This is a genomic window from Streptomyces sp. NPDC059679, assembly GCF_042734105.1.
Lineage (GTDB): Bacteria > Actinomycetota > Actinomycetes > Streptomycetales > Streptomycetaceae > Streptomyces.
Window position 1 is genome coordinate 1 of record NZ_JBHWES010000030.1, and the last position, 14,145, is coordinate 14,145.

13 protein-coding genes are annotated in these 14,145 nt (G+C 74.3%); 5 read left to right on the forward strand and 8 right to left on the reverse strand.

What is annotated here, in order from left to right:
- Window positions 1-133: 133 nt before the first annotated feature.
- Window positions 134-775, reverse strand: a complete 642-nt coding sequence (locus ACFV2X_RS28740; protein ID WP_385621771.1) for an NAD(P)-dependent oxidoreductase — start codon at window positions 773-775, stop codon at window positions 134-136.
- 2 nt (window positions 776-777) lie between these two features.
- On the reverse strand, window positions 778-1,719 hold the full coding sequence (locus ACFV2X_RS28745) for an EamA family transporter (RefSeq protein WP_385621773.1): 942 nt from the start codon (window positions 1,717-1,719) through the stop codon (window positions 778-780).
- Window positions 1,720-1,765: 46 nt separating this feature from the next.
- On the opposite strand from ACFV2X_RS28745, the gene ACFV2X_RS28750 reads away from it, so the two are divergent.
- The gene (locus ACFV2X_RS28750; RefSeq protein ID WP_089505435.1) at window positions 1,766-2,263 is read left to right on the forward strand and encodes a MarR family winged helix-turn-helix transcriptional regulator; all 498 of its coding nucleotides are present in this window, start codon (window positions 1,766-1,768) and stop codon (window positions 2,261-2,263) included.
- A gap of 82 nt (window positions 2,264-2,345) precedes the next feature.
- On the opposite strand, the gene ACFV2X_RS28755 is transcribed toward ACFV2X_RS28750, so the two are convergent.
- The 3 genes from ACFV2X_RS28755 to lxmK are packed head-to-tail and all read right to left on the reverse strand — an operon-like array spanning window position 2,346 to window position 5,685.
- Window positions 2,346-3,326 (reverse strand): hypothetical protein, encoded by a 981-nt coding sequence (locus ACFV2X_RS28755; RefSeq protein ID WP_385621775.1) that lies wholly within the window; start codon window positions 3,324-3,326, stop codon window positions 2,346-2,348.
- 38 nt (window positions 3,327-3,364) lie between these two features.
- Window positions 3,365-4,537 (reverse strand): T3SS effector HopA1 family protein, encoded by a 1,173-nt coding sequence (locus ACFV2X_RS28760; protein WP_385621777.1) that lies wholly within the window; start codon window positions 4,535-4,537, stop codon window positions 3,365-3,367.
- Window positions 4,534-5,685: a class V lanthionine synthetase subunit LxmK gene (gene lxmK / locus ACFV2X_RS28765; protein WP_385621779.1), complete on the reverse strand. Its 1,152-nt coding sequence runs from the start codon at window positions 5,683-5,685 to the stop codon at window positions 4,534-4,536. Before lxmK ends, ACFV2X_RS28760 begins: the two co-directional genes overlap by 4 nt.
- Before the next feature lie 333 nt (window positions 5,686-6,018).
- Here lxmK and ACFV2X_RS28770 point away from each other — a divergent pair, with 333 nt between their 5' ends.
- Window positions 6,019-6,189 (forward strand): hypothetical protein, encoded by a 171-nt coding sequence (locus ACFV2X_RS28770; RefSeq protein WP_179284966.1) that lies wholly within the window; start codon window positions 6,019-6,021, stop codon window positions 6,187-6,189.
- An 86-nt stretch (window positions 6,190-6,275) separates the two neighbouring features.
- Here the strand turns inward: ACFV2X_RS28770 and ACFV2X_RS28775 are convergent, their stop codons facing one another.
- Window positions 6,276-6,746 (reverse strand): XRE family transcriptional regulator, encoded by a 471-nt coding sequence (locus ACFV2X_RS28775; RefSeq protein ID WP_385621781.1) that lies wholly within the window; start codon window positions 6,744-6,746, stop codon window positions 6,276-6,278.
- A 164-nt stretch (window positions 6,747-6,910) separates the two neighbouring features.
- On the opposite strand from ACFV2X_RS28775, the gene ACFV2X_RS28780 reads away from it, so the two are divergent.
- Window positions 6,911-9,643 (forward strand): LuxR C-terminal-related transcriptional regulator, encoded by a 2,733-nt coding sequence (locus ACFV2X_RS28780; protein ID WP_385621783.1) that lies wholly within the window; start codon window positions 6,911-6,913, stop codon window positions 9,641-9,643.
- Here ACFV2X_RS28780 and ACFV2X_RS28785 read toward each other — a convergent pair.
- Both ACFV2X_RS28785 and ACFV2X_RS28790 read right to left on the reverse strand, forming a co-directional pair.
- On the reverse strand, window positions 9,591-10,937 hold the full coding sequence (locus ACFV2X_RS28785) for an MAB_1171c family putative transporter (RefSeq protein ID WP_385621785.1): 1,347 nt from the start codon (window positions 10,935-10,937) through the stop codon (window positions 9,591-9,593). The genes ACFV2X_RS28780 and ACFV2X_RS28785 overlap by 53 nt on opposite strands.
- Window positions 10,930-11,517 (reverse strand): ParH-like protein, encoded by a 588-nt coding sequence (locus ACFV2X_RS28790; RefSeq protein ID WP_385621786.1) that lies wholly within the window; start codon window positions 11,515-11,517, stop codon window positions 10,930-10,932. The genes ACFV2X_RS28785 and ACFV2X_RS28790 overlap by 8 nt, the downstream gene beginning before the upstream one ends.
- A gap of 257 nt (window positions 11,518-11,774) precedes the next feature.
- Here ACFV2X_RS28790 and ACFV2X_RS28795 point away from each other — a divergent pair, with 257 nt between their 5' ends.
- Together ACFV2X_RS28795 and ACFV2X_RS28800 are read left to right on the forward strand one after the other, a co-directional pair.
- Window positions 11,775-12,284, forward strand: a complete 510-nt coding sequence (locus ACFV2X_RS28795) for a cupin domain-containing protein (protein ID WP_385621788.1) — start codon at window positions 11,775-11,777, stop codon at window positions 12,282-12,284.
- Between the two features lie 396 nt (window positions 12,285-12,680).
- Window positions 12,681-14,021, forward strand: coding sequence for a beta-ketoacyl synthase N-terminal-like domain-containing protein (locus tag ACFV2X_RS28800; RefSeq protein ID WP_385621789.1), 1,341 nt, complete (start codon window positions 12,681-12,683; stop codon window positions 14,019-14,021).
- Window positions 14,022-14,145: the final 124 nt, after the last annotated feature.

Below are 14,145 nucleotides of genomic sequence, written 5' to 3' on the forward strand. Positions count from 1 at the left end.
TTAATCTCCCACCCCGTTCCCCCCCCCCCACCACCCGCACCCAAACAACCCCCCCCGGGGGCCCCCCCCCCGCGGGGCCCCCCCCCCCCCCCCCCCCCCCGGCGGGCTTTCCCGCGAGAGCGGGAGAGCCCGGTCAGGGCTGTGCGACGGTGAATCGGGTCCGGTGGTGCCGGGGGTGCTCGGCCTCGTCCAGCAGGGCCACCGCGAGGTCCTCCATGGAGATACGGGATATGCCGTCGGCGTCGACCAGGAGCTCGTCGGTCCCCAGCCGGTAGGTGCCGGTGCGCTCGCCGGGTTCGAGCAGGGCGGCCGGGCTCAGATAGGCCCAGTCCGCCTCGGACTCCGCGCGGCACACCTCGAGTTGTTCGGCGCAGGCCAGCGCGATGCCCCGCCAGGCGGCCGGGAAGTCCGGGGCGTCGACGACCAGCGTGCCGCCGGTGCCGGGCACGGTCAGGGTCGCCGCGCCGCCGACGACCAGCAGCCGGACGCCGCCGCTCGCCACCCCGGCGAGCAGCGCCTTCGTGGCGGTGACGAGCTCGTCCTCGCTGCCGGGCGCGGGGCGGGTGGCGGTGATCACGAGATCCCGGCCGGTGGACAGCCGGACCACGTCGTCGACGTCGGCCGCGTCGCCGACCCGGGCCGTGGCGCCGGTGGGCAGATCGCCCAGCCAGCCCGGGTTCCGTACGACCGCGGTGACCTCATGGCCGCGGGAGAGCGCCTCGGCCACCACCCGGCTGCCCACGCTCCCGGCCGCTCCGAAGACGGTGATGCGCATTGTTATCGGTTTCCTTTCGGCTCGGCCGTCCGGCGGACGGCGAGATCGCTGAGCGGGCGGGCCTGCCGTACGCGGCCGTGATCGGCGCGGCGGGCCGGATGGGTCTGGGCCATGACCATGGCGGCGAGGACCACCGCCCCGCCCAGGGCCTGCCACGCGGTGAGTCGCTGGCCCAGTGCGAGCCAGCCGAGCACGGTGGCGACCAGCGGGCTGAGCAGCCCGAGGAAGGTGACGTCGGTGGGGGACAGGGCGCGGATGCCGCGGAACCAGAGGGTGTAGGCCAGGGCGGCGCCGACGAGGGAGAGATAGCCGTAGCCGGCCAGGTTCCCGGCGGTCAGCGTCGTGGGGGGCGGCCCTTCGGCGAGGAGGGCGACGGGAAGCAGCAGCAGTCCGCCGGCGACCAGTTGCCAGCCGGTGGTCGCCAGCAGCGGCGCGGGGGAGGTCCACCGCTTGCTGAGGACGACCCCGGTGGCCATGACGAGCGCGCCACCGGCCGCCGCGGCGACGCCCAGGGCGTCCAGGCGCGCGTCCGCCCGCAGGACGAGCAGGCTGACGCCGGCCACTCCCGCCACCCCGGCGAGCGCGGTGCGCCGGGACAGCCGCTCGCCGAGCAGGCCGGAGGCGAGGACGGCGACGAGAAGGGGCTGCAGGGCGCCGACGGTGGCGGCGACCCCGCCGGGCAACCGGTAGGCGGCGACGAACAGGAGGGCGAAGAACACCCCGATGTTGAGGGCTCCGAGCACCAGCGCGCGCCACCACCACGCCCCCCGCGGCAGCCGCCGCGTGAGCAGGACGAGCAGCAGGCCGGCCGGCAGGGCGCGGACCACCGCGGCGAGCAGGGGGCGGCCCGGGGGCAGCAGTTCTGTGGTGACGAGGTAGGTGGTGCCCCAGACGGCCGGTGCGAGCGCGGTCAGCAGGACGATCCCGATCCGATTACTTAGCACTAAGGAAAAGTATCTCACTGCTAAGAGATTGGCTAATCTGGGGGTCGTGACAGATCATGTGGACCTGGTGTTGGAGCAGTGGGGTGCGGAGCGCCCCGATCTGGATGTGTCGCCGATGGCGGTCATCGGGCGCCTGAAACGCCTCTCACGGCTGATCGACGCCGAGACGCGCCGTACGTTCGGCGCCCACGGGCTCGACCCCGCGTCCTTCGACGTGCTCGCCACGCTGCGCCGCAGCGGGCCGCCGTACCGGCTGACCCCCGCCGCGCTGATGCGGGCGGCCATGGTCACCTCGGGCGCCATCACCCAGCGCCTCGACCGGCTGGAGGCCCGCGGCCTGGTGACCCGTACGCCCAGCGAGTCGGACGGCCGGGTGGTGCATGTCGCCCTCACCGACGAGGGTGGCGCGCTTCTCGACCGGGTCCTGCCGGACCACCTGGCCACTGAGCGCCGGTTGCTCACCGCGCTCGGCCGGGCCGACCAGGATGCCCTCGCCGATACGCTCCGCAATGTCCTCGAGTCGCTGGGCGACACCAGGGAGTGAGCGGGCCGAGCCGGCTGAGCAGTGGGCTGAGCGGGCGCCGCACCCCTCGTGGCGGCCGCCGCGTGGATCGCCCGACGGCAGGTCAGCTGATGCGGATGCCGAGCGAGTAGGCGGTGAGCGACGAGGGGTCCGACGCGAGGTGGTCCTTGGCGGCCGCGCTGAAACTCGGCGTCTGGGTGGTGGCCGGTTCGAGCTTCCAGAGCAGGTTGCCCGCGCCGTGGTAGTGCACCTCCGCGCCGCCGCCCGTCAGCGCGTACCCGGGAGCCACCGAGGCCACGGCCGCCGGGTGCGCGGTCTGGGTGGAGTCGGACCTGGAGATGCCGGTGAGGACCCGGCCGACCGGGAGGTTTCGCTTCAGCGCGATCGCGTACACCCGGAGATTGGCCGGATCGGGGGCCAGATGGTCCTTCGACCGCGCCTTCCACGAGGTCTCGGTGGCGGGGAAGGAGGCCGTGGCCAGATTGCCCTGGCCGTGCCACTCCACCTTGAAGCCGCCGCCGACCAGCACATAGTCGTTCGACGACGGAATTCCGGCCTCGGCCTCCGGGTGCGGGGCGGTGCCGCTGTCCGCGCGCGACACATACACCGACCGCAGCAGCTCGTCGCGGCTCATCCCGGCGATCTTCAGGCCGATGACGTACGACACCAGCTCATGCGGCTGATCCGCGCGATGGTCCTTCGAGCCGACGGTCCAGCCCGACAGGTCGTCGGTGGGGTACGAGGCGGTCAGCAGCGCGCCCTCGGGGTACTCCAACGCGGTGGCGCCACCCCCGATGGCGATCATGTCTCCGTCGCCGACCAGCACGGTCTCGTCGATCCAGTGCTGCTGGGGCGGACTGCCACGGTGCGAGAACACCGACACCGTCACCAGGCCCGAGGCGTCCTGGAAGGTGTTCAGCCGCGTCCCGACGGTGTTCATCACCCGTCTCGGCCCTGTCGGCGAGGCCGTGGGTGTGGCCGTGGGTTCGACCGAGGCCGCGGCCGCTCCACCGCCCATGGCGCCGAGGGCGGAGGCCCCCGCCACGGCCGACACCGCCCTCAGTAAGTCTCTTCTGCTCCGCATCGGTTCTCCGCTCGTCGAAGGTCACGTATCACATGGGGTCAGGACGGAAAGGACGCCGCCCGCGAGGTCAGCAGGGTGGCGGTGAGCAGGCCGGGGGAGGAGCGGTTGCGGGCGGGCTCTTCGGGGTCGGCCGCCGCGCCGCGCAGCGAGGCCGCGATCTCCCGGGCCAGGTCGGTGCGTTCGCGGTCCGCCGCGTACTGTACGACGCCCTCTGCGACCGCCGCCGCGCGGTGCTGCCCGAAACTCTGCCCGCCCCACCCGGGCCGGGTGTCCCGCGGCTCCCAGGCGACGGCGAGGCCCGGGAGCAGGCGTTGCGCGAAGACGGAGGTGTCCGCGCCGATGCCCGGCAGCCGGTGCACGGCCGCCGCCAGCGGGAACACCACGTCCGCGAGGTCCGCGTCGAGGTAGACCACGATGGCGTCGCGGCGCGGATACGCCCACGGGCGCGAGAGGACCTTCGCCCGGTACGGCACCGACCGCGCGGCCAGCTCCGCCAGCAGGGCGCCCCACACCCGCGGGGCGGCGTCCGGGTACCGCAGATGGACATACATCCGCAGCAGTTCGCGGTCCGCCCCGTCCGTCGGCCGCCCGTGGACCCCGTCCACCAGCAGGAACCCCGGTGACAGGGCCGGCCGTACGGCGGGCAGTTCCGCGACCACCCGCGCGCCCGCGACCGGGGCCGCCCCCTCCGCCGACGCCACGGGCTCCGAGGCCTCAGCCGCCGACGTCGCAACAGCCGGTATCGCAACGGCTGATGGAGCAGCCTCGTGGGTCACCCGGGCCGGGCCCCGTACCGCCTCCGGCGGCAGGCTCACCCGCACCCGCCCCAGCTCCACCGTGAGCAGGCCGCCGCCGCGCGGCGCGGTGGTGTGCACCACCGCCTCGGCGGGGGTGTGCGCATGTGGTGTCGCGGCGATCAGACGGGCCTCGAAGGCGTGGTCGCGGCGCGGCAGTCGGGCCGGGGCGTCGGGTGCGAGCCCCGTTCCCGCGTGCCATCGCTCGTACAGCGCGGTGGCCAGGGCCAGCCGTACCTCCCGCGCGGTGTCGCCCGGGATACGGCGATCCGCAAGCCATACGTCCGGCACGCCGTCCGGCCGAAGGCCGGGCAGGCGCAGATCGGTCAGCGCGGCGCGCAGGGCGGGCGACAGCGGGCCCGGCCCGGTCCGCCCTGTCGCGTCCGTGGTGTCTGTGGTGTCCGAGGTGCCCGTCATGCGTCGTTCCCCAGCCCGAGTACGTCGACGAACCGCCGGGGCGCGAGCAGCGCGCCGCGGCCGATGCCCGCCGTCCCCCGCTGGACGGCTGTCAGGCGGGCGCTGTGCGTGGCGGTGGCGAGCACCCGGTCGAACAGATGCCACCCGGCGTAGGCCACGGCCCGCTCCGCGAGCCCCGGCTCGGCCGTCGGCCGGGCCTCGCGGTACCCCCGCCAGAACGCGGCGATCAGCGGCCGTACGGCGCCGAGTTGGTCGGCGCCGCCGCGTACCAGGGACGCGTGGGTGCCGCCGTCGGCACCGGCCGCGTCTTCCTGGCCATCGGGTTCGAACTCGGTGAACATCAGCGTGGCCGCGCGGAACAGCCACTGTCCGACGAAGCCGCCGATATCGCGGGCCGGATCGGCGAGGCGGAACTCCTCCCAGTCGCACAGATGCAGCTCGTCCCCGTGCAGCAGAAACTGATCCAGCCTCAGATCGCCGTGGGCCGGTGCCGGCTCGGCGGCGCCGGAGCGCTCGCCGAGCACTCGCAGCGCGGTCTTGAGGTCGTCGTCGTGCTGCAGCAGCGCCCAGAAGGCGAGCTCGGCCGCGCTGCTGCGGGTGTACTCCGCCACGGTCAGAGTGGACAGCCGGGAGGCCAGGCCGCGCCCGTGGTGGGCCGCCGCCGCGGGCACACCGGCGGGGTGGAAGCCGTGCAGCTCTCCCACCGCCCGCCCGGCGCGGCGCGCCAGTTCGGCGTCGAACCGGCCTTCCTCCGCCAGCGCCGCCCCGGACACCGCGCCCTCCAGCAGGGCGTAGACCATGACCAGCGCCTCACGGTCGCCGCCGAGGAAGACCGGGGCGCTCCAGCTGAACGGCCCGGCCGCGGCCCGCACCACCTGGAAGGCGTACGCCCGGTCGAAACGCGCCGTCGCGTCGGGCGCCCGCCGGTCCAGCCGTTTGACGAAGACCTGCTGGCCGTCCTCGGTGCGGCCCGCCCAGTTGTCATTGCGGCCCGGATGGCTGACGAGCCCGTCCGGCACCAGCGGTGGGAGGCCGAGCCGCCTCAGCGCGCGCGCCACTTCGGGCGCCTCCGAGAGCGGTACGGGGGCCAGATCGTGCCGTGAGGCGTCCGGTGCGCCGTACACATCCTCCGGAATCGTCGCTGTCATATGCGAAACGCTAGGCATGGCCGCGAACAGGCGGAAAGTGGCAGGACTTCGCCTGGCAGACCTCCGCACGGACAGCCGCGGAGCCGTGCCAGGGGCAGGAATCTGTCAGTTTCGCGCCGTGGCGGGCGCCCCCGGCCGGCGCCGCCGGGCCGACTGCCCTCGGCCCCTCGGGGTTGGGCCAGTTTCCTGCGGGTGCCCGGGCCGACCGACGGCTGCTGGGATCGAGGGGACGGACGGGAGGCGGGCCGGGGGGAGGGCCGGGGGCCGGACCCGCACCCGTCCGTGCGTACTCGACACCGCCCGCGCCATCAACGACCCGAGGAGTCAGCAGTCATGAGCGCCATCGACCTGATGGGCGGCTACGCCGCCTACACCACGCCCGACGCCGCCGTCGCGGAGCTCGCCACCACCCGGACCGTCCACGACCCGGACGCCTCCGCCATCACGACCATCATCATCACCACCACGCTCTCGCTGCTGACCACCATCACCAAGGGCGACTGACCCGAGAGGCCGAGAGGCCGAGAGCCGGAAAAACCAGGGCCCCGCCGACGTTCGCGTCGGCGGGGCCCTGCCGTGTCACGCCGCCGTCAACCGCGCTCGCGGCGCCGCTTCGCGCTGCCCTTCTCCGCCTTCGTCTCCGCCGCGGCCTCCGCCTCGCGCCGGGCGATCGCGTCGATCACATCGCTGATCGTGCCAAGACCCTCGGGGGAGAGGTTCACCGCGCGCAGCGCCACGTCCCGTACGCCCGCGTCGCGCAGCGCGCCGAGCAGTTCGAACTCGCGGGCGATCTCCGCGCCCTGCTCGTCGTCGAAGAAGTAGGCCGGGGGGACCTGGAAGAACTGTGCCAGCGCCTCCAGATGGCGCTTGGTCGGGTTGTCCCGCCGCCCGGTGCGCAACTGCCACAGATAGGTGGCCGAGAAGGTCTCGCCGGTGGCCTCGCGGCAGGCTCGGGCCACTTCCTCATGGCTGTGCTGCTGGCGGTCGGGCCGGCGCACGACCTTGAAGAGAGTGTCGATCTTGTCGGCCAGCGCCGACGGCGTGGGCTCCTCCCCTGTCACGGCGCACCCCTCTCGTTCGCGCCCGCCGTGGCTCTTCGGCGGGCGACAGCAGACATAGGTCCTCAACGCGTCGCCATTCATTCTAGTTGACAGGTCGTCCAGCTGGTGTGCAGGATTTTCCACATAACATTCATCTCAGCTCACACACCTCCGTGGAGCCGTCCATGACCGATCCGCCCGACCGCGAGATCTTCGGACGGGACCGTGAGATCTCCGAACTGCTGGCGCTCCTGACGGACACGGCCACACTGGGTGTGGTGCTCTCCGGCGGGCCCGGCATCGGCAAGACACGGCTGGCCCGAGCGGTCGCGTCCGCGTACGCGTCGGTGAGCGGGGCGGAGACGATCGGCTTCGACGGCTCCGCGTACGAGGACCCCGGCGCGGCGCTCATCCGGCTCGTCGCGCGCCTCCGTGAGCGCCCAAGGGCCGTCAGGGGCGGGGGACCTGGCGGCGTCGGCGCGCCGCCGCTCATCCTGGTCGAGGGCTTGGCCGAGAGCTTGGCCGAGGGCTTTGCCGCGGCCGATCACGGGGGCGTGCGGGCCGCGGTGGCGCGCGCCGGCGTCAGGCTGATCGTCACCGCCCGCGAGCCCCTGGCCGCCGCGGCCGCTGCGTCCTCCGCGGGCTTTGCGGCCCGTACGGTCGGGCCGCTGCCCGTCCCGTTCGACTGCTCGGCGCTCGACCTCGACAGCATGTGCCGCATCCCGTCCGTGCGGCTGTACGTGGCCTCCTTACGCGCCCTGAACCCCGCGTTCCGCGTCCAGCACGACAACCAGGAGGCGGTCGCCCGTACCTGCGCGGAACTGCGCGGCATCCCTGGCGCCCTGGTGCTGGCGGCGCGGATCGCCGCCCTGGAGGGGCCCGAAGTGCTCTGGGCCGCGCTGGACGGGCGCTTCGACCCCGGCCCCGAGGGCCCCGCGGGGGCCGGTGGCGACAGCGGCAGCCTCGCGCGGCTGCTCGACGCGTACGGCGGCCCGGCCCCCGCCACGCCCTCGCCCCGCGCGGCGGCCACGGACCCGGACGCGTCCGTACGGGCGCGGCGCCACCCCGAACTGGGCGACGCCGAACGACGGCTTCTCGCCTGCTCCCGGCTCTTCAGCGGCGGGGCCGGGCCCGAGGCGCTGAGACGGATCGCCGGCGTCCCCCTCAACGCGTTCCCGGCTGCGCTCGAGACCCTGCTCGGCCGCCATCTGCTGAGCGTGTCCGCGCTTCCGTCCGGCCGTCTCGACGGGTTCACCCGCACCCGGCTGCACATCCCCTTCGAGCCATCCCTCCCCATCGCCGGGCCGGATTCCGCCCCCGCCCACGACAACCCGCGCCTCTCGCACGCCCGTTACTACGCCGAGCTGGCGCGCACCGCCGCCCGCCGCATCGCCGAAGGCGACCAGTACGCCGGGATCACGGCCTTCCGCAGCGAGGAGCGCAACATCCGCTGCGCCCTGGACACCCTGATCGGCGTCGGCGCGGCGGACGAGGCGATCGCCCTGGTCGACCATGCGCGTACGTACTGGTACGCCTCGGGCGCGCCGTTCACCTGGGCCGAGCGGCTGACCGCCCTGCCGGAGACCCCGGCCGATACGCCCCGGCGGACCCGGCTCAACCTGCTGCTGGCCGAAGCGGCGATCCGGGCCGGGGAGCCGGAGGCGGCCCTGGCCCTCCTCGGCCAGGCGGACGCGGACCGGGCCGGCGTGGTGGGGAGGGCGGAACGGGGGGACGAGGCCGCCGACGATGCCGAAGAGGCCCTGCTCGCGGCCCGGTTGCTGCACCTTCGAGGCATCGCCGAGGCTCCGCACCGGCCGCGTGAGGCGCTGGCCGCCCTGCACACGGCGGTCGCGGGCCACCGGTCGCACATCGGCGACGGACACGCTCTCCACCGGGTCATGCTCGACGCCTCGCTCGCGGAATTCCTGCACGGCAGCCCGGCGAAGGCCATGGCCCTGGCGGTGGAGGCGCTGTCGGGCGGAACCCGCCGCCGCGACGCGCTGGTCTCCGGCACCGCCCTGCTCCAGCTGAGCGTCTTCGCCGCCGCGCGGGGTCGGGAGGCCGAGGCGGACGGCTACTTCGACCGGGCCGTGGCCGGTCTGCGTACCCTCGGCGCCCCCGCCGTGCTGGGCGCCCTGCTCTCGGTGCTGGGCACGCCCCTGCTGCCCAGGACCACGGCCCGCGCCGCCGACGTGGTCAGATGCCTGGGCGCCTGCCACGCGGCGCGCGGCGCCGGCGGGCTGCTCGACGAGCCCGGATACCCGGACTTCACGGTGGGGCGGCTGGAGGGGCATATGCGACGCCACCTGGGCGAACGGGGCTTCCTCGAGGCTCTGTCGGACGGGGCCGGGACGCCGCTGCCCGACTTGGTCAAGGAGTTCGCGGCCCGTTGCGGTCGCTTACAGCCGGCGCCGGACCCCAACCCGGGCCGGAACTCGAACGTGACCCGGAACCCGAACGTGACCCGGGACCCCTTGATGTCCGCGACCTCCGACCGCGACGCGGCCACGGCGCCCAACCGCTCCCTGGCCACGGCCCGTCCTGAGCCCCGAGCATCCGCGAAGCCGCGCCCCCGCCCGGACCGCACCGCCCATCCGTACGCGGGGCCGCCCGACGCCGACCGGCCGACGTTCCCGCCCGCGCCCGGGTGCGGCGGCCCGCCGCCCGGTGATCCGCTCACTCCCCGGCAGTCCCAGGTCTCCGCCCTGATCACACTCGGGCTGAGCAACAAGCAGATCGCCCGACGGCTGCAGATCTCGGAGTGGACGGTGGTGAATCACATCAGGGAGACCATGCGGAAACTGGGCTGTTCCTCGCGGGTCGAGATCGCCAACTGGGTGCACCATACGACGGACGCCTCCGCGCTCAGCCCTTCCGCCCCGGCGCCGACGCGGGTGCCCGCTCCCGCCCCCGGCTGAGCCGGAGTTCGGCGGGCACCCGGGAGCGTACGGGCCGTTCGCCCGCGGACCGGGCGAACGCGTCGGCCACCCGTACCAGCCAGGCCGCCTCGGCGTCGACCGTGCCCCGGATCGGCAGAACGGCGGGACCGGAGAAGGGACCGGAGGCGGGGCTGGAAGCGGGACCGGGAGCGTTGCCGGTCGGGTCCGGGTCGCCGGGGCGTACGCCGCTGCTCGCCGCCACGATCGCCGCCGCGACGGCGGCGGCCTCCGCCTCCGCGGTGCGGGCCACCTCGGCCTCGACGCCCACGCCCATGTCCTTGCAGGGGCCCTCGCGGTCCGCAGCCGTCCCGGCCCCCTCCGCCGCGCCCCGAGGCGCGGCGTACGGGTGCAGCGCCAGGTAGCCATCGCGGATCTCGATCACCCGGCGGTACAGCGCGAACTCCGCGCTGCGCGGCGGCAGCCACGACAGCCGGCGGGTCCGGGTGCGCAGGGCGATCCCGGGGGCGGCGGCGTGGAGCGCCGACCAGAGCGGTTCCAGCGCGCGGTAGCGGCGGTACGCGCGCAGCCAGCGGGCGGGCGCCGTCACGGCGCCGCGCCACCAGGCGGCGGTCGCGCCCAGGCAGGCCAGCACCAGGCAGGAGGCGGCCAGCACCATGGCGACCGGGTCCGTGCCCGCGCCCTGACGGCCGGTGCGCGCCATGTTCTCGACGCCCGTCAGCCCCCACAGCGCCCACAGCCCGCCGACGCACGCGCTCGCGGTGACCAGCCGCAGCCCCGTACGGAACGGGCCCGGGCCCGAGCGCCGGATCTGGGCGTGGACCGGCAGCGCGAACAGGGTCAGGCTCCACAGGCTGTACAGCGTGAAGAGCACGTCGAACGCGACCAGCCCGGCCCTGCCGCTCGCCCCGGGGGCGACCACCTCGCCCGCCTCGACCACCGCGCGCGAGGCGAGGAAGCACACCGCGGCCACCGCACACACGGCCACCGTGACCCGCACATGCCACCGCGGCGGGATGTGACGGGCGTCGGGCAGATCGAGGGCCATCGCCGCCAGCGCCAGCCAGGCGAGCGCGGCCATCTCCAGTTCACGGCCGACGAAATGGGGCCACGCCTCGGCCGCGGCGGGCAGTACGTGGCCGGCCGCCGTCACCGTCGCGGGGGCGAGGACCGCCATCGCGGCGCCCATGCACACCCCGAACAGGCACAGTTGGCGGGTGCCCGGGGCGAACCGGCGTCTGCGCGCCAGCCGGAGCTCGTACCAGCCCACCGCCATCGCCGCGGCGGCGGGCAGGTAGCCGAGCAGGTCACCCATGGCCGTGGTCGGGTTTCGGGGTCGGCGCTGTCCCGGCCCGTCCGCCCGGCGGCGCGCCACGTCCGCCCGGCGGCACGAGCCGTTCCGGCGGCGCGCCGACGAGCGAGCCGAGCGGGGCCTGGCCGGGGCTCGACGTGCTCGGCCCCCGGTCGTTGCGCAGGGCCCGCTGCAGAATCAGGGAGGCCAGGAACTCGGCTTCCTGCTCCTGCGGCTGGGTGTACACGGTCCGGCCGAGCACCCGGCGCACCAGGGAGCCCGACAGATGGGGGGTCAGCAGGCCGAGCGAGGCCGGGTCGGCCGTGCCATCGTGGCCCCACAGCAGATGGGCGGTCTCGTGCAGCACGATGTGCTGCCGGTGGAGAGCGGTCGTATCGGCCGCGTAGAGGATGTAGTCGGCCCGGTCGGTGGTCGCGAGCAGACCGCAGGGGAGGGAGTGGCGTACGGTGACCGGCAGCAGTTCGATCGGGCGCCCGCGCCGCTCGGCCAGCAGCGCCACGAAGGCGGCCGGGTCGAAGGGGCTCGGCAGTTCGAGACCGTCGGCGACCCGGCGGCTGCGCCACCATAATCGCGCTCGGTTCACCGGCCGCCCACCAGCGCACGCATAAGCCGCCCCCTTCAACTGCCCCGCGATTGCGGGGCACTGGCGACTGTACCGGCATCCGGCGGATCCACAAGCGCGAGAAGTGGCCTTACTCCCGACCGCCGCGCGCGCCACTGGGCGTGGCGCGCGACGCCGTTAAATCCGCATGCTAAATTCCAGTTATCAGCGGAACCGTGCTCGTGAGGTATGCGTCTCACGGTCTTGTGGGAGGAACGGGAAGGAGCGGTGGGAAGCCGATGCCGGCGGTGTCTGGTGTGCTGGGAAGGCTGTCGGAGCTGATGCGCGAGGTGACTGCGGACCGGGGCGGGGCGCTGTGGCGGCTCGCCGCCGAGGGGCGTCAACTCGACTCCAACGTGATCCGGTTGCCCGCCGAAGCCCGGGTCGACTTCCATGTGGAGCCGGACCTCGACGTGCTGCTGTACGTGGCCGACGGCAGCGGGTGGCTCGACGTGGCGGATACCCGGCAGGAACTGGAGCCGGGCTGTGTGGCGTGGCTGCCGCACGGCGCCCGCCGCGCGCTCTCCGCCGGCGCGGACGGCCTGGTCTACCTCACGGTGCACCGCCGCCGCCCCGGCCTCGCCATCCGCGCCGCGGCCCGGGAAGCCGCGGTCCAGGAAGCCGCGGCCCCGGAAGGGGGCGAGCCGGCCTGCCTGCTCCACCGGGTCTGTACGGAGTGCGGCCGCCTCGCGCAGGAGCGCGACGCCCGCTACTGCGCCCGCTGCGGCACCCGCCTGCCGACGGACTGACGCGCCCGCCGTCTTCTTATCGGCGCGACCGGAGGGGCATGGCGGCGGCCGGGGGTGGCGGCGCCCTGCCGGGGCGGTGGCGCCCCTGATCGCGACGGTGTGCCGCACGACCGCCGGGCGCGCGAGGCGGAGCGGGGGAGGTGGGGCTGTCCGCCGTTCTGCCGGTGCGCCGTCTTCGGGATTCAATTCAACGGCGTACCAACTTCCCGCGACCTGTACCACCTTGTGTTTCGGCGCTCCCTTTCTCTTCCCGACGCCGCGGCGTAGCGTTGTCTATTCCACAAAACGTTGAAGCGTGATGTGGCTCTCTCTCGGCCGACGGAGTCAAGAACTCGCGGCTGACCCCCATCGCATTGGATTCACAGACATGACTGTGCTCAGCTGCGGCAGGGCGTCATGAGCCCGCCGAACCCTTCCCTCGAAGTCCGCGGAAGCCCCAGGGGCGCCGTGGTCACCGGCCTGGGATTCTGCCTGCCGGGCGACGACGGACCGGCCTTCACCGCCGGTCAGGTGTGGAACGTCGCCTCTCGGGGCGGCTGCTGTCTCGGGCGGAACGGGAGGTATTACGGCTCGGTCGACCTGTCCGACGGCAGGTTCGCGGAGCGCGTCCCTGATATCCCGGAATTCTTCTCCCGCCACTTCACCGACGCGCACCGATTCGGGCTGGTGTCGCTGGTGGAGGCGTGCGCGGATGCCGAACTGGACATCCACGCCGGCGACCTGGGGGAGGCGGCCCTGCTCGTCGGGCGAGGCGGGGTCGACAGCAACGTCGAGAGTTATCTGGCGGCGCTGCGCGCCGACCCCGCGCACACCGCACCACTCGAAGCGCTGGAACTGTTCATCGCGGGCGGGCAGGCCGGCACCGCCTCCGATGTGGCCGTGGTGCAGGGGGCGTTGACCCGTACCACCGGCCCGTGTTTCACGGTGGCCTGCGGCTGCGCGTCCGGATCCGTGCAGCTCGGCCATGCCCGGCGCATGATCGCGGCGGGCGAGATCGAACTCGCCGCGGTGACCGGCGTCGACGTCTTCAACAGAGAGGTCATCCGGACGGCGGAACGCCTGCTGGGGGGCGCCCGACGCGCCTATGAGGCGCTGGGCGGCGAGCCCGGCACGCTGGGGCTCACCCCCTCGTCCGACGCCGCGATGCGACCGTACGACCGGCGTTCCGAGTGCATCAACTACGGCGAGGGCGCGGCGACCGTCATCGTGGAGAGCCGCGAGCGCGCCCACCGGCGCGGCGCGCACATCTATGGCCAGGTGCTCGCCACCGCCCTCACCCGCGACGGGCTGGCGAACCCACTGGGAGCCGATGACACCGGCGCCCAGCTGGCGGACGCCGCGCGCCGGTGCCTGGGGGAGCGGTGGCGGATCGAGCAGGTGCCGTACATCCACAGCTGTGGCCACGGGGACTCGGCCGTGGCCGCCGTAGAGGGGGGCGCCGTTCGGACCCTGTACGGGGCGGCGGCGGGCCCGGTGCTGCTCACCTCGCAGGACGCGTGCTTCGGCCACCACGGGGCCCCGGCCGGGTGCCTGGGCGCCGGCCTGACGCTGATGATGATGGAACAGGGCGCGGTGTGTCCTACCGCGAACTGCGAACAGCCCATGGACGGGCTCCCCTTCGACCCGGTGCCCGGAACACGCACGCGGCCGCTCGACTTCGACTACGCGCTGTGCTTCAGCTACCAGACCGGCGGCGTCAAGCACGCCATGCTGCTGGGCAGCCCGGAAGCCGCCTAGCGCCCCCCGGCACCTGGCGCCCACCCCCGGCACCTGGCGCCCACCCCCGGTGCCCAGCGCCCACCCCCGGCGCGGAACCACCCCTCACGGCCGACCCCGCCGTGCCCTCGCACAACCTTCGGAG

Coding starts and splice junctions, on each gene's coding strand:
- ACFV2X_RS28740 (WP_385621771.1), bottom strand. CDS start 775: ATGCGCATCACCGTCTTCGGAGCGGCCGGGAGCGTGGGCAGCCGGGTG.
- ACFV2X_RS28755 (WP_385621775.1), bottom strand. CDS start 3,326: ATGCGGAGCAGAAGAGACTTACTGAGGGCGGTGTCGGCCGTGGCGGGG.
- ACFV2X_RS28760 (WP_385621777.1), bottom strand. CDS start 4,537: ATGACGGGCACCTCGGACACCACAGACACCACGGACGCGACAGGGCGG.
- lxmK (WP_385621779.1), bottom strand. CDS start 5,685: ATGACAGCGACGATTCCGGAGGATGTGTACGGCGCACCGGACGCCTCA.
- ACFV2X_RS28770 (WP_179284966.1), top strand. CDS start 6,019: ATGAGCGCCATCGACCTGATGGGCGGCTACGCCGCCTACACCACGCCC.
- ACFV2X_RS28780 (WP_385621783.1), top strand. CDS start 6,911: ATGACCGATCCGCCCGACCGCGAGATCTTCGGACGGGACCGTGAGATC.
- ACFV2X_RS28785 (WP_385621785.1), bottom strand. CDS start 10,937: ATGGGTGACCTGCTCGGCTACCTGCCCGCCGCCGCGGCGATGGCGGTG.
- ACFV2X_RS28795 (WP_385621788.1), top strand. CDS start 11,775: ATGCCGGCGGTGTCTGGTGTGCTGGGAAGGCTGTCGGAGCTGATGCGC.
- ACFV2X_RS28800 (WP_385621789.1), top strand. CDS start 12,681: ATGAGCCCGCCGAACCCTTCCCTCGAAGTCCGCGGAAGCCCCAGGGGC.